The 14,503-nt window shown below is 57.8% G+C and carries 12 protein-coding genes; 2 read left to right on the plus strand and 10 right to left on the minus strand.

The annotated features are described in order from the left end of the window. The first annotated feature begins 18 nt into the window (after positions 1-18). Positions 19-1,140, plus strand: a complete 1,122-nt coding sequence (locus ATK06_RS09820; RefSeq protein WP_098389273.1) for a glutathione S-transferase family protein — start codon at positions 19-21, stop codon at positions 1,138-1,140. A gap of 42 nt (positions 1,141-1,182) precedes the next feature. Here ATK06_RS09820 and ATK06_RS09825 read toward each other — a convergent pair whose 3' ends face one another. The 9 genes from ATK06_RS09825 to gatC form a co-directional block, all read right to left on the minus strand. Beyond that, positions 1,183-2,127, minus strand: a complete 945-nt coding sequence (locus ATK06_RS09825) for an aldo/keto reductase (protein ID WP_048379593.1) — start codon at positions 2,125-2,127, stop codon at positions 1,183-1,185. Between the two features lie 46 nt (positions 2,128-2,173). After that, a complete protein-coding gene (locus tag ATK06_RS09830; RefSeq protein WP_143341416.1) occupies positions 2,174-3,256 on the minus strand; it encodes an aldo/keto reductase in 1,083 nt (360 codons plus the stop codon). Between the two features lie 18 nt (positions 3,257-3,274). Continuing rightward, a complete protein-coding gene (locus ATK06_RS09835) occupies positions 3,275-4,633 on the minus strand; it encodes a YkvI family membrane protein (protein ID WP_048379053.1) in 1,359 nt (452 codons plus the stop codon). Positions 4,634-4,780: 147 nt separating this feature from the next. Then, the gene (gatB, locus tag ATK06_RS09840; protein WP_048380602.1) at positions 4,781-6,283 is read right to left on the minus strand and encodes an Asp-tRNA(Asn)/Glu-tRNA(Gln) amidotransferase subunit GatB; all 1,503 of its coding nucleotides are present in this window, start codon (positions 6,281-6,283) and stop codon (positions 4,781-4,783) included. 128 nt (positions 6,284-6,411) lie between these two features. Then, a complete protein-coding gene (locus ATK06_RS09845) occupies positions 6,412-7,383 on the minus strand; it encodes a bile acid:sodium symporter family protein (protein ID WP_048380601.1) in 972 nt (323 codons plus the stop codon). A 129-nt stretch (positions 7,384-7,512) separates the two neighbouring features. After that, entirely contained in the window at positions 7,513-8,574 is a 1,062-nt protein-coding gene (locus ATK06_RS09850; RefSeq protein ID WP_048380599.1) for a ribonuclease H family protein, read from the minus strand. Then, on the minus strand, positions 8,575-9,606 hold the full coding sequence (locus ATK06_RS09855; protein WP_048380597.1) for a 6-phosphofructokinase: 1,032 nt from the start codon (positions 9,604-9,606) through the stop codon (positions 8,575-8,577). Positions 9,607-9,751: 145 nt separating this feature from the next. Beyond that, a complete protein-coding gene (gene gatA / locus ATK06_RS09860; RefSeq protein WP_098389274.1) occupies positions 9,752-11,236 on the minus strand; it encodes an Asp-tRNA(Asn)/Glu-tRNA(Gln) amidotransferase subunit GatA in 1,485 nt (494 codons plus the stop codon). A 3-nt stretch (positions 11,237-11,239) separates the two neighbouring features. Then, positions 11,240-11,533, minus strand: a complete 294-nt coding sequence (gene gatC, locus ATK06_RS09865) for an Asp-tRNA(Asn)/Glu-tRNA(Gln) amidotransferase subunit GatC (RefSeq protein WP_048380595.1) — start codon at positions 11,531-11,533, stop codon at positions 11,240-11,242. Positions 11,534-11,685: 152 nt separating this feature from the next. Between gatC and ATK06_RS09870 the strand changes: the two genes are divergently transcribed. Next, positions 11,686-12,348, plus strand: coding sequence for an ACT domain-containing protein (locus tag ATK06_RS09870; RefSeq protein ID WP_048380593.1), 663 nt, complete (start codon positions 11,686-11,688; stop codon positions 12,346-12,348). Here ATK06_RS09870 and ligA read toward each other — a convergent pair. After that, on the minus strand, positions 12,345-14,351 hold the full coding sequence (ligA, locus tag ATK06_RS09875) for an NAD-dependent DNA ligase LigA (protein WP_408608308.1): 2,007 nt from the start codon (positions 14,349-14,351) through the stop codon (positions 12,345-12,347). The genes ATK06_RS09870 and ligA overlap by 4 nt on opposite strands. Positions 14,352-14,503: the final 152 nt, after the last annotated feature.

The raw sequence follows: 14,503 nt of genomic DNA on the forward strand, positions 1-14,503 counted from the left end.
TCAACGAAAGGATTAAAAATGGCTACCACCAATTCCGACTGGGCCGGCGACGCCCAGAACGCCTCCCCCGACGGCGAATTCGTCCGCGACACCACCTACATTGAGGACCGCATCGTCGCAGATCTCCCCGCCGGAAGCCAGCCGCAAGCCCAAGACGACGGCACCTTCCACTGGCCCGTCGAGGCAGGACGCTACCGCCTCATCGGTGCCCGCGCCTGCCCGTGGGCACACCGCACAATTATTACCCGGCGCCTCTTGGGCCTCGAAGACGTGATCTCCCTCGGCCTGGCCGGCCCTACCCATGACAAGCGTTCCTGGACTTTCGACCTCGACCCAGGTGGGGTGGACCCAGTACTCGGTATCCCCCGACTCCAGGACGCATACTTCGCCCGCTTCCCCGACTACCCGCGCGGTATTACTGTGCCAGCACTTGTGGAAGTCGAATCTGGCAAAGTTGTCACGAACGACTTCCCCCAGATCCCGGTTGATTTCAACAGCGAGTGGAAGAAATTCCAGCGCGAAGGCGCCCCCGACCTCTACCCCGAGGAACTGCGCGACGAAATCGATGCGATAACCAAGCGCGTATACACAGAAGTGAACAACGGTGTTTATCGCTGCGGTTTCGCCGGCTCCCAGGACGCGTATGAGGAAGCCTACGAACGCCTATGGACTGCGATGGACTGGCTTGAAGAACGCCTTGCCACACGGCGCTACCTGGTTGGCGAACACATCACGCTTGCGGACGTCTACCTCTACCCCACCTTGATCCGCTTCGACGCTGCCTATTACGGCCACTTTAAAGCCGCACGGAACAAGATCGTGGAACTGCCCAACCTGTGGGGCTACCTGCGCGACCTGTGGCAGACCCCAGGCTTTGGTGATACCACCGACCTCACAGAGGTCAAGGAGCACTACTACATCGTCCACAAGGAAATTAACCCCACCCAGATCGTGCCTGTCGGCCCCGACCTCAGTGGCCTGGATACCCCGCACGGCCGCGAGAAACTCGGCGGGACGCCATTCGCCGAAGGCGCCACCGCACCCGGGCCAGTACCAGCTGGCGAACGCGTCAAGAACCCATTAGAAAACGGAATCGCCCCCGCCCACGGCCGGACAGCCGAAGAAGCAGGGACGATCTAAACTCGCATATGCTCAGGGCCGTGGTTAAACACGGCCCTTTTGCTATGCGAAGGTATTCGAAGCTTCGTTCAAGAAAGCCAGCTCACGCGGGTTGAGGTCATAACCCACGGAAGCGATGAGCGCCGGAAGCTGCTCGGGACGGGACACCGAAGCAATCGGTGCCTCGGCACCCTGGGCGCGAATCCAGCACAACGCAACCGTCGCTGGCTCAAGACCGCGGTTCTGCGCAACTTCACGCACCGCCTGGATGACAGGCTGTGCGCCTGGTTCCAGATACTGAGCTGCCATACCTTCGCGCGCCTTCCCTTCAAGATCAGAGCGCTTGGAGTACTTGCCGGTCAGTACGCCCGCCGCGAGAGCAAAATACGGGAATACGGCGGCTTCGTGTGCGTGTGCGATCGGCATGTAATCACGCTCGGCATCGCGGCGATGCAGCAGGTTGTAATGCGGCTGGATCGCGACCGGCTGAGCCTTGGTCCCGCGGGACTTCTGGAAGAATTCACGCATGCGCTCTGGGCTGTAGTTAGATAGGCCCAGGTACCGAATCTTGCCTTCGTTAATCAGGTCAATGGCGATGGATACCTGTTCATCGATACTGACGGATTCGTCGTCGTGATGGTAGTAGAAGAGGTCAATTGACTCCATCTGCAGACGCTTCAGAGACCCTTCGACAGCCTCCGTAGTAGCCTTACGAGAACGACCTTTTACGCCTTCGAGACCGCCGGACTTGGTCGCCACAATCACATTGCGCTTTCCGCGGTGGGCGATCCACTCACCGATGAGCTGTTCAGATTCGCCACCCTTATTACCCGGCGCCCAGTGAGAGTAGCTGTCGGCGGTGTCAATGAAGTTTCCGCCGTGCTGCCAGTATTCGTCCATGACCTGGAAACACTCATCACGAGGTGACGTCCACCCAAACGTGTTCGCACCTAGCACCAACGGGTAAACAGAAAGGTCTGTGTTCGGAATCGATACGCGTGAACTAATAGTCAAGGTTCTTGCAAACTCCTATCTCAAATAACGGGAAAAGCGGTTAGGATTCTTCCGAAAGCTTGGACTGAGTAGCCCCAGCCCAAATGTTGATTCCTGCCTCACGTGCCGCCTGATTGATGGCGTCACGTTCAGCGTCAGAGAACTCTAGATTACCCAATGCATCGAGGTTGTCGTCGAGTTGCTGTACTGACGACGCTCCAATCAGCGCACTCGTTACCGTGGTATCGAGGTCACCATCACTTTGCTCACGCAAAACCCACGCCAGAGCCATCTGGGCTAGGGTCTGACCGCGTTCGCTCGCGATGTCGTTGAGAGTGCGCACCATCTCTAGGTTCTCGTCGCTTAAGAATTCCTTCTTGAAAGACTTGTTGGCCGCCACTCGGGAATCCTCTGGGATTCCGTGCAGGTAGCGGTCAGTGAGCAGCCCTTGCGCAAGCGGCGAAAACGCAATCACACCTAAGCCCTGCTCCGCGCACACAGAAAGAACTGACTGGTCGTGCTCATCCGGTTGCTCAATCCAGCGGTTCACCATGGAATAACTAGGCTGGTGGATCAGCAAAGGGCATCCTTCTTCTTCCATGAATTCAGCAGCCTGCGCCGTGAGCTCAGGGCCATAGGAAGAAATACCCACGTAAAGCGCCTTGCCAGAGGCCACGATGTCACGCAGCGCATACATGGTTTCTTCTAGCGGGGTCTCCGGATCGGGGCGATGGTGATAGAAAATATCCACGTAGTCGAGCCCCAGCCGGCGCAAAGAAGCGTCGAGCGAACTTACGAGATACTTGCGCGAGCCCCCAAAGCCGTACGGCGAATCGTTCATCTGCCAACCCGCTTTGGAGGAGATGATCAGTTCGTCGCGGTAGTCGGCAAAATCTTCTTTGAGGATACGGCCGACATTCTTTTCTGCTTCCCCCGGAGGCGGGCCGTAGTTATTAGCCAAGTCGAAATGCGTAACCCCTCGATCAAACGCTCGGTGCATGATGGCACGCTGCGTCTCGAGGGGCTTATCGGCACCAAAATTGTGCCAGAAACCGAGGCTGATCGCCGGGAGTTTCAGGCCAGAATGGCCCACCCGGCGATACTGCATGGAGGAATAACGATCTTCTGCGGGAATATACGTCATGCCCCCATTATGCACGGTTTAGTTTTTCGGGGATTCCTCCTCATTGGTGTTGGCCTCTGTCTCTGTAGCCAAGGTTGCCTCAGTAGATTCGTCAAGAATTTCTTCCACAATTTCTTCAACGTCGCCGTCCAATGGCACCTCGTCGTCATTCACAAGTTCCTCAACGACCTCCGTGAGCACCGTTTGACGGAGGTTGGAGTCGTTAGCCACCGACTCGGCCAGCAGCTCCTTAACCTCACGCTCATCCTTGCGGGTGAACTTTTCATCCGGATGATGCTGCTGCGTGAACAGGGAGCGGATACGCACGCGGCGTTCTGCTTCCGCGGAAATCAGCTTGCGGTCCTTCAAGTACGCGAAGACCATAACCGCAATCAATACCAGACCCAGGTAGCCCAAGATTGGGTACATAATGCCCATCAAGTCGGAGAACCCAACGAAACTTACGGCAAAACCTACCAGCGTGGCAGCAAAGAAGTAAGGACGGAACTTCGACTGCTTACCGGCCGCTAGTCGACGCCCCAAGGCGTAGAACATGCCGATACAAGTGTTGTAAATCATCGCATAGATAATCCAGACCACGACGAGCGCCATCCATGGCGCAATTTGGTCAAAGATCTTCAACGTCGGGACTTCAGCATCTGCGATCATCTCCACGCCGAAGTACATCATCACGACCATCATGAGCAGCAAGATCGTGTAGCAGATACCGCCGACAAGGCCGCCAAGGCCGGCTTCGCGCGGACTCAGGAAGGAACCACCGATAACCAAAACCATGGACGCAGCCAGAATCAGGCAAAGACCTGCGTAATTGATAGAGGAAAGGAACCAGTTGCTCATAGCTGGCTCGAGCGCCGTAGCCTGCGCCTCGACCGTCGAGAGATCCTCTGGAAGGTTGGTCATCACGTAGACGAACGCAATAATCACGGCGATGATAATCAACGGAGTGATTGCACCGATAACCTTGGATACGCGGTCGATGTCCAAGAAGCCCGTAGCCAGAACGAGGATCAACATAATCGTGGATCCGACCCAGGCTGGCCATCCAAACTGTTGCTCCAAGGTGGAACCCGCGCCTGCGAGCATGACAAACCCCAGCGCAAAAAGAGTAATCATCGTGGCAATATCCATGAAACGGGATACCCACTTGTGCGCAATCGAGTTGTACACCTCTTGGTGTTCATCGGCCATGTAGTAGCTACCCAACTGGAGAATCACCATGCCGCCGATACCAATAACAGTGCCGGCGATGATGGCACCCCAAATGCCGTTACTACCGAAGGAAATAAAGTACTGAATAGTCTCCTGGCCTGTGGCAAAGCCAGCGCCAACCAGCAAACCAATCAAGGCGAGGGAGATGGAAATAATCCGTCTTACCATATAAAAATTCCTCAAAGTGTTACAGCTCACGTTTTTGAGCTTGTTCAGGTACCCGAACCACACTAGAGGAAATGGGTGCCAGATAGCAGACTTTTTCACGCAATTGGCACCCCAGCCCCGAAATCCCCCCGAGCCCCCTTAGCGGTGTTAGCCCAGCTTCTTGGCGATAATCTGGTTCACCTGCTGCGGGTCAGCCTTACCGCGTGTGGCCTTCATCACAGCACCTACGATGGCGCCGGTCACCTTCGTGTTTCCGGCACGGTACTTCTCTACGATATCCGGGTTGGCAGCCAAAGCATCGTCGACGGCCTTCTCCACTGCCCCATCATCGCGGACGACCTCTAGGCCACGGTCTGCGACAACCTTGTCCACGTCGCCTTCGCCGGCGATGACGCCATCAACTGCCTGGCGAGCCAGCTTGGTGGTCAGCTTGCCCTCCTTCACCAGTTCAATCACGCGCGCGACCTGAACCGGGGTGATACCAACCGCATCGAGGTCGACGCCGGCCTCGTTAGCCTTCGCAGTGATGTAAGAAACCCACCAGGCACGAGCCTCGTCCGGCGCGGAACCTGCCTCAGTGGTCTCAATAATCAGGTCGAGCGCACCGGCGTTGACTAGGTCACGCATCTCAGCGTCAGACAGATCCCACTCCTTTTGGATACGTGCGCGACGTACCCACGGCAGCTCTGGCAAGGTGGCCCGAATTTCCTCGACCCACTCGCGCGGAGCGATAACAGGAGGCAGGTCAGGATCGTTGAAGTAGCGGTAATCCTCCGCCGTCTCCTTCGGGCGGCCCTTCTTCGTCGTGCCGTCTTCCTGGTAGTGGCGCGTTTCCTGGTCGATGACGCCGCCGTCGTCAAGCACTGCAGCCTGACGCTGCATCTCGAAGCGGACAGCCTGCTCTACCGACTTCAGGGAGTTGATGTTCTTCGTCTCGGTGCGGGTGCCAAATTCGGTGGTGCCCACCGGGCGCAGGGACAAGTTGGAGTCCACACGCATCGACCCCTGGTCCATGCGCGCATCCGACACGCCCAAAGCCTTCACCAGGTCGCGCAGCGCCGTAACGTAGGCGCGAGCAACCTCAGGTGCGCGGGCACCAGCGCCCTCAATCGGCTTCGTAACAATCTCAATGAGCGGAACGCCGGCACGGTTGACGTCGACAAGTGACTTCGTCGCACCAGCAATACGGCCGCCAGCGCCACCGATGTGCGTCAGCTTCGCGGTGTCTTCCTCCATGTGTGCGCGCTCAATCTCCACGCGCCACTCGGTGCCATCGTCGAGCTGGACGTCCAAGTAGCCGTCGTACGCAATGGGCTCATCGTACTGCGAAATCTGGTAGTTCTTCGGCTGATCCGGGTAGAAGTAATTCTTCCGGGCAAAACGGGAAGACTCCGCAATGCTGCAGTTCAAAGCCAAGCCAATCTTGATGGCCCACTCCACACCCTGTGCATTCACAACCGGCAGAGCGCCCGGCAGGCCAAGACACGTAGGATCCACGTGAGAGTTCGGATCGCCACCAAAATGGGCGGACGAAGAGGAGAACATTTTCGATTCTGTAGCCAACTCAACGTGGACCTCAAGGCCCATCACTGGGTCATACTTTTCTAGGACTTCATCGAAATCCATCACATCATAAATCGCACCAGTCATGGGGCACAGTCTAGCCGATACCCCTGAACCATTGTGCAGCACTACCTACCTGCACATACCCCCACCAAAAATGCCGGTGGCGGGCAGGAAAATTCCCTGCCCGCCACGCCGATTACGGCCATTGTAAACTACGCAGACTCCACCTGTGTGGCCTCTGCGTTGCGCTTGTCAATCGTCCGGCACAATGCAGCAAGCATCGCGCCCGACAGGTTATGCCACACCGAGAACACTGCGGCAGGAAGCGCAGCAAGCGGCGACATGTACTGGGTGGCCAAGGAAGCAGCAAGGCCGGAATTCTGCATGCCGATTTCCACGGCCATCGTGCGTCGAGAAGCTTGGGGCTGGCCGGTGACCTTGCCAGTCGCCCAGCCCAACCCGTAACCCAAACCGTTGTGAACAATCACAGCAATCACCACGGTGAGGCCAGCGGTCAAAATGACATCGCGGGAGCCGGAAACAACAATCGCCACAATCGTGGAAATTGCCACCACAGAAATCCACGGCATCGCCGGCACAAAACGTGCGACCAGCTTAGGCAGCAGTGCGCTGACCAACAGGCCGGCTGCAATCGGAACCAAAACAACCTGAACGATCGACCACGCCATAGCTGCCCCATTTAACGGCATGTACTGGCCCGCCAGCCACTGCGTCAACAGCGGAGTCATAATCGGCGCCAGCAGCGTAGACACAGAGGTCATCGTCACAGAAAGCGCGACGTCACCACGCGCCAAGTACGACACCACATTCGACGAGGTACCACCCGGCGCACAGCCCACCAAGATCACACCGGCGGCAATCTCAGGCGGCAACTGCATGACCCACACAACAAACACCGCGATTGCCGGCATGATGACGTACTGGGCAATCACACCAATCAGCACTGGCAAAGGACGCTTGACGACGAGCACAAAGTCGGATGCCTTCATCGTCAAACCCATGCCGAACATGATGATGCCCAAAAGTGGCGTTGTCCAGGAGGAAATCTGCTGCACCGGCTCCCAGAACACGTAACCAATAATTCCGCCGATAATCACCAAAACCGGAAAGCCCAGGGAGGCGATGTACGCATTTTTATCTTCAGATTGAGTCGTCGTAGACATGACACCACATTTCTTTACACACCAATAGAAACGGTGCCAGCACATTATCCAAAGGGTGGCGGATACGTGCTGGTCACACCGAACACCAGGGTTGTGGTGCTACCAATGGAGCATCATTTTACAACGCCACTAATCTTTAATTTCCACCAGCCCCGCAGCAAGGAGGATTTTGCGGTACGGCGTAGCTGTTACGTGCTCGCCATTGTGAAATTTCTTCCATTGGCGCTTAGCCTCACGCACAATCTGAGGCTTGACCGTGTCATGGAAAACCTGCATTTTCCCCAAGGCGTACGCCCTGTTCGCCCCAAAAGCTAAATGGTGCGCGGCCTCGTTAAGCGGGTGCCCGATATGTCCCGGGACCCACCTGACGGTTGCTACCCCGCTTAGTGGTCGTGGGACCGCTAGGTTGGAAACAGTATCGGCTGAATCACAGAGCAAAAGCGGTTTGCCTGACTTGCGTTTTCCTCTTCTGAACAGGGTCTCTAAGGCCCAACGGAGTGCTTGGCCCTCTGCCCGGAAACTGGTCCGCGCATTGGGAAACTGCTGGACCTTGCACACACCACTCGTCGTGATAACGGCTCCGAAAATCGCTTTCTTAGGCATGCCGGGTTCATGAAGTACCGACGCGTCCACCGCGCCAACGTCGCGGCCAGCAAATTCTTTTTCCAAGCCCGTCACTCCGACGGGGTAACCCCACTCATCGAAAACAACTTTGCCCGCAGCATTGCGTGGGGGCCTTTTCCCGGTCAGCGGTTGCAAGCCACGATCCATACGTGGCAGGCACTGTTTGGCAAGCTCCAGGCTGCGCAACGCACGTGGCTCCGAACTATCCGTCCAGCGGCTCGTAATTGAATAGTCATAGAGCATGTTGCCCACAAACTGGTGCACGTTCAAACCCATAGCACGAAGCTGATCGCAACTAGCAGTCCACTCATCCAGAATGTCCATGACGAGGGACCAGATTGCCAAACCTTCGCTCTTACGCTTCGGGTTTGTACGCCACTGATCGATGCGCAACATATTGAGACGACGCCCGCGCCGGAACTTGAATGGCCTTTGCGCAGCGTGTCGCGTGGTGGTCCACCACCATTGATCTTTGCCGATGACCGTCACCGCGGAAAACCGAATCTCTACATTTCCCGCTCGGTTACGGCCAACGACAAACCCGGCGGAGACGCTAAAAACCTCCATTTAGCCGAACATTGCCTGTGCAGTGTGGTAGCGGTGTTCCGGAACCTGCTTCAGCGTGCCCACGGCTTCCTCGAGAGGGATGTTCACCACGACCTCGCCGTGGAGTGCCACCGTCGTGCCAAAAGTGCCTTCGTGTGCAGCACGCGCCGCACGCACACCATAGCGGGTGGCCAGAACACGGTCGTAGGCGGTTGGAGTGCCGCCGCGCTGAATATGCCCCAAGACCGTCGTGCGAACGTCATGTCCAAGGCGACGGTGAATTTCATCACCAATCTGCTGCCCAATGCCCGTGAAGGTGCGGTGGCCAAACTGGTCCACATCACCGATCTTCATCTCCATCGTGCCTTCCTTCGGAAGGGCACCTTCGGCCACGCACACGATGCCGTACTTCTCCCCCATTTGGAAACGGCGTTCCATGGACTTGCAAATATCTGCAATGTCGAACGGAACCTCGGGAATCACAGTATAGTGCGCGCCGCCGGCCATACCGGCGTGCAGTGCAATCCACCCAACGTGGCGGCCCATGACCTCCACGATCATCACGCGGTTGTGGGATTCAGCGGTGGTGTGCAGCCGGTCAATGGCCTCGGTAGCCACAGAGACTGCGGTGTCGAAACCGAAGGTAACGTCGGTGCCATTGACGTCATTATCGATGGTCTTCGGCACGCCCACGACCGGGATACCGTTGTCTGCGAGCCACTTCGCACCTTTAAGGGTTCCTTCGCCTCCGATAGGAATCAGAGCATCAACACCGGCGTCCTTGAGATTGGCTTTCACCTTGTCAATTCCGGCACGGAAGTCGTCAGGATGCAAGCGGCCCGTGCCCAAGATGGTGCCACCACGAAGCAGGATCTTGTCCATGTTTTCGTCATCGTAGAGCTGTACTCGGCGGTCTTCGAGCAAACCAACCCAGCCGTCTTCGTAGCCAATGACCGTAGAACCGTATTCTGCACTCGCAGTACGCACAATTCCTCGGATAACAGCATTGAGGCCAGGACAGTCGCCGCCAGAAGTAAGTGTCGCTAAACGCATGATTACTACTTTAGACTGTCTGTCCTGGCCCTGCCACGGCGGGACTGGCCCGCTCTTTTTGGCCTAATCGGACAAGTTATGTGGCGAAGCAAAAGCCAGATTCACGTGGCAGTGAATCTGGCTTTTAGTACCGAGCAGGCTGAAACTACTTGCGGCCTGCCTCGTAGGCAGCGCCCACGCGGTAGAGGCGATCATCGGCGAATGCTGGCGCCATGATCTGGAGGCCCGTTGGCAGACCCGTGTCCGGGGCAAAACCTGCAGGGACGGACATGCCACACAGACCTGCCAGGTTCAGTGGCAGGGTGCACAGGTCGAAGTTGTACATCTCCAGTGGGTCTTCATTCTTTTCTCCCAGCTTAAATGCCGTCGTAGGCGTGGTTGGGGAAATCAGAACGTCAACCTTCTCATAAGCCTTGGCAAAGTCCTGGGCGATGAGTGTACGAACGCGCTGTGCCTGCAAGTAGTAGGCGTCGTAGTAGCCCACAGACAGGGCGTACGTGCCCAGGATGATACGACGCTTCACCTCAGGGCCGAAGCCAGCTGCACGCGACAGTGCCATGACCTCATCCGCGGAGTGGGAGCCGTCGTCACCGACGCGCAAGCCGTAACGCATGCCGTCGAAACGCGCAAGGTTGGAGGAAACTTCGCACGGCATAATCAGGTAGTACGCGCCGAGCGCATCTTCAAAGTGCGGGCAGTCTACCTCAACGATTTCTGCGCCCTGAGATTCCAGCTGCGCAACTGCAGCGCGGAACTGCTCAAGGACACCAGGCTGGAATCCTTCACGATCAAACTGCTTCACGACGCCCACGCGCACGCCTTTGAGATCGCCGCGGCTGCCCTCACGCGCAGCGTCGACGACTGGTGCGACCGGCTTGTTCACGCTCGTTGCATCGAGCGGATCGTGCCCGGCAATGACCTCGTGCAGCAGCGCCGTATCGAGAACGGTGCGTGCCGAAGGACCACCCTGGTCCAGGGAAGAAGCACAGGCAATCAAGCCGTAGCGGGATACCGTGCCATACGTTGGCTTGACACCCACGGTGTTGGTCAGCGCGGCCGGCTGACGGATGGAACCACCGGTGTCCGTACCGATACCCAGCGGCGCCTGGCCAGCGGCGATAGCGGCCGAAGTGCCGCCACCGGAACCGCCTGGGGTGCGTTCAATGTCATACGGATTCTTCGACGGACCGTATGCGGAGTTCTCTGTGGAAGACCCCATGGCGAACTCATCCATGTTGGTCTTACCCAGAATCGGGATGCCGGCTGCACGCAACTTCTTGGTCAGGGTTGCGTCGTAAGGGCTCATGTAGCCCTCAAGCATCTTCGACGCCGCAGTCGTTGGGGCGTCAGTAGTAGTAAAGACGTCCTTCAGCGCGATTGGCACGCCTGCAAGGGCCGAGCTCGGCGCCTGCCCTGCGTCCAAAGCCTTATCGACGGCGTCAGCTGCAGCCAATGCCTCTTCAGCACCCACGTGGAGGAAAGCGTTGAGCTCGCTGTTGGTCTCCGCAATGCGGTCGAGGTGTGCTTGGGTAACTTCGCGCGAGGACACTTCGCGGGCGTGAATCTTGCCTGCAAGTTCTGCGGCGGTCAGGCTAGTAAGCCCGGATTCGGGAACGGTGTAATCAGTCATTGCTTATTCCCCCAAAATCTGTGGAACGACAAAACGCTGGTCTTCTGCATCCGGAGCCTGGTCCAATGCTTGCTCAGGGGTCAGCACATCGCGGGCGGAGTCTGCGCGCATGGTGGTGGCAATAGAGTGCGGATGGCTCATGGGTTCGACGCCTTCGGTGTCGACCTGGCGTACCTGCGCCACCGTCGCCACGATTCCGTCAATCTGCTGCGCATATTGGTCAAGCTCTTCCTCAGGCAAGCTCAAGCGAGCGAGCTTGGCCAGGTGAGCGACTTCTTCACGCGAAATATCGGACATGAATACTTCCTTCTTCGCAGTTCGTTGGTCCTGTAATAGATTCGATTTCACATCCTAGTCCACGCAGAGTTTCCCGGTTCACGCGCCCACCTGCCCGAAATCTGTGTCGGCCTTCACATATTTTAGAGACGCTAACCGCTATCATGTAGGTCATGTCTTTCCTCATCCGAGTACTGCTTCCCGACGCCCCCGGCGCGCTGGCGTCGCTGACCGCGGCAATTGGCGATGTTCGTGGCAACATCCAATCAGTTGACGTTGTGGAACGCTTCTCCGATGGCACCGTCATGGACGATTTGGTTATTGAGCTTCCGCACGGGGCGATGGCTGATTCGCTGATTAGTGCTGCGCAATCGGTCGATGGGGTCCTGGTGGATTCGATTCGCCCGTTTTCGGGGCGGGTGGATCGGCGCGGGCAGATTGAGATGCTTGCCGACGTCGCTTCGGCTAATCACGATATCCATAAATCTATGGAGAAACTCGTGGGCGTGCTTCCGCGCTCGATGACGTCTTCTTGGGCGTTGGTCCTGGATACTGAGGGGCCTATCTCGCGGGTTGCGGCGTCGCAGGCAGCTCCGGAGGATGACGGTACAACCCCGGGGGATATCCACATTTCTGAGGCGCGCGTGTTGTTGCCGGAGAAGGACACGTGGGTTCCGGAGTCGTGGACGTTGTTGGACTCTGCGCTTGTTGCAGCGCCGCTGGCGGGTACCTCACTGGTAGTTGTTGTGGGCCGCACGGGTGGGCCGGACTTTATTACTGGTGAGGTTTCACACCTGGGCAACTTGGCCCAGGTTTGTGGCGCGATTCTTTCTTAAGAATCGAGTCCGGCGGGGCCGTCGTCGAGAAGCGTTTTAAATCCGGCTTCGTCGAGGATGGGCACTCCGAGGTCGCGGGCCTTGGTTTCTTTCGATCCTGCATTGGCGCCTGCAACGACGTAGCTGGTTTTCTTGGAGACCGAACCCGCTGCCTTGCCGCCAAGACTAACAATCGCTTCCTTCGCTGAGTCACGGCTGAATTCCTCCAGCGTTCCGGTGACCACGATGGTGAGGCCTTCCAGGATTTGTGGCGGTAGTTCGGAGGCGTCGTCTTCCATCGTGACGCCTGCAGCGGCCCATGAATCGACGATCTCGCGATGCCAGTCCACAGTAAACCAGTCCCGGACCGATTCTGCTATGACCTGACCGACGCCGTCTGTCTCTGCCAGTTCCTCGACAGGAGTCTGCTTGATGGTATCCAGGCTGCGGAAACGGGTGGCCAGGGAACGCGCGGCCGTTGGGCCTACGTGGCGGATTGACAAGGCCACGAGGACGCGCCATAAATCGGCCTTCTTTGCTTGCTGCAAGTTCTCTATCAGCTTCTTGCCCTGTGCATTGACCTTGCCGGCTTTGGTTGTGTACACCGATGACTTCAGCAGGTCTTCCTCTGTGAGGTCGAAAAGTTGGGCTTCAGACGACAGAACGCCTCGTGAAACCATGTCTTGTGCACCCCTTTCCCCTAGCGCCTCAATGTCGAAGGCGCCGCGTCCGGCCAGGTAGGTCAGGCGTGCTGCAAGCTGTGCCGTGCAACTCTGGTGGTTGGGGCATCGCCAGTCAGCGTCATCTTCTTTCTGGGGAGCCAGCCGTGTGCCACACGACGGGCACAGGGTTGGGAAAACGTATTCCCGTTCAGAGCCGTCGCGCAGGTCAGCGACGGGGCCGAGGACCTCGGGGATGATCTCGCCGGCCTTCCGGAGGACCACGGTGTCGCCGATCAGCACGCCCTTGCGTTTAACCTCTGTCTGGTTGTGTAGCGTGGCCATGGAGACCGTGGAACCCGCGACAAAGACCGGATCCATGACAGCAAATGGGGTGACACGGCCGGTCCGCCCAACACCGACGTGGATATCACGCAGGACTGTGGTCACTTCTTCTGGCGGGTACTTGTAGGCGATTGCCCACTTGGGTGCGCGGCTGGTAGCACCCAACTCCTGCTGTTCGGCCAAAGAATCCACTTTGACCACGACCCCATCCATTTCGTGGAGCGCATCGTGGCGATGGTCGGCCCAATAATCCACGGCTTCGAGGACCTCTTTCGCCGAGTGCACCTGCTTCGTATACGGGGAAACGGATAGCCCCCAGGCCGCCAAAGCAAGGTAAGCATCGTGCTGTGATTCGGGTTCGAATCCAACGCGCGCCCCGATACCGTGGCAGATCATGCGCAGCTTCCGCTTGCGGACCTCTTCTGGATTCTTCTGCCGCAACGACCCGGCAGCCGCATTCCGCGGGTTGGCGAAGGCGGGTTTTCCTGACTCCACGCGCTCTGCATTGATGTCAGAGAAATCCTCGATCGCGATGAACACCTCGCCACGAATCTCCACGAGCTGCGGTACGGGGTATTCCGCAGTTCCAGTGAGCTCATGCGGAATATCAGAGATGACCCGCGCATTCGCGGTGATATCTTCGCCCACGCGCCCATCACCGCGCGTTGCCGCTTGCACCAAGCGGCCGTCTCGGTACACCAAGTCAATGGACAGGCCATCAATTTTCAGCTCAGTCAGGTACGTCTCCGCTGGCGTCCGCCTAAGCCAATCCGACATCTCCTCCGGGGAGAAGACGTTATCCAACGAATACATCTGCTGCGGGTGCTCCACGTCGGCGAAGGCACTTGATTCCGGAGTCGGTGCACCAACTTCCACTGTCGGAGATTCCGGAACTTTCAGCTGCGGGTACTGCTCTTCAAGACGTTGAAGGGCCTGGAAAAGCTCATCGAATTCAGCATCCGAAATTACTGGCTGCGCGTTGTAGTACAGGTCTCGGTGGTGCCGGACCTTCTCCGCCAGCGTGTCCCATTCTTTACGGACCTCGGGGGTGGCTGCGTTTCCAGATTCTGCTGCAGATTCTTGCGGGTTAGTCACAGAACCGTAGTGTATCCGTTTCTGCCCGACCCCGGCGTGAAACCTGTGGCGCACGTCCGGTTACGCCACATCATGCG

This window comes from Corynebacterium renale (genome assembly GCF_002563965.1).
In the GTDB taxonomy this organism is placed as follows: domain Bacteria; phylum Actinomycetota; class Actinomycetes; order Mycobacteriales; family Mycobacteriaceae; genus Corynebacterium; species Corynebacterium renale.

Coding starts and splice junctions, on each gene's coding strand:
- ATK06_RS09820 (WP_098389273.1), top strand. CDS start 19: ATGGCTACCACCAATTCCGACTGGGCCGGCGACGCCCAGAACGCCTCC.
- ATK06_RS09830 (WP_143341416.1), bottom strand. CDS start 3,256: ATGACGTATATTCCCGCAGAAGATCGTTATTCCTCCATGCAGTATCGC.
- ATK06_RS09835 (WP_048379053.1), bottom strand. CDS start 4,633: ATGGTAAGACGGATTATTTCCATCTCCCTCGCCTTGATTGGTTTGCTG.
- gatB (WP_048380602.1), bottom strand. CDS start 6,283: ATGACTGGTGCGATTTATGATGTGATGGATTTCGATGAAGTCCTAGAA.
- ATK06_RS09845 (WP_048380601.1), bottom strand. CDS start 7,383: ATGTCTACGACGACTCAATCTGAAGATAAAAATGCGTACATCGCCTCC.
- ATK06_RS09850 (WP_048380599.1), bottom strand. CDS start 8,574: ATGGAGGTTTTTAGCGTCTCCGCCGGGTTTGTCGTTGGCCGTAACCGA.
- ATK06_RS09855 (WP_048380597.1), bottom strand. CDS start 9,606: ATGCGTTTAGCGACACTTACTTCTGGCGGCGACTGTCCTGGCCTCAAT.
- gatA (WP_098389274.1), bottom strand. CDS start 11,236: ATGACTGATTACACCGTTCCCGAATCCGGGCTTACTAGCCTGACCGCC.
- gatC (WP_048380595.1), bottom strand. CDS start 11,533: ATGTCCGATATTTCGCGTGAAGAAGTCGCTCACCTGGCCAAGCTCGCT.
- ATK06_RS09870 (WP_048380593.1), top strand. CDS start 11,686: ATGTCTTTCCTCATCCGAGTACTGCTTCCCGACGCCCCCGGCGCGCTG.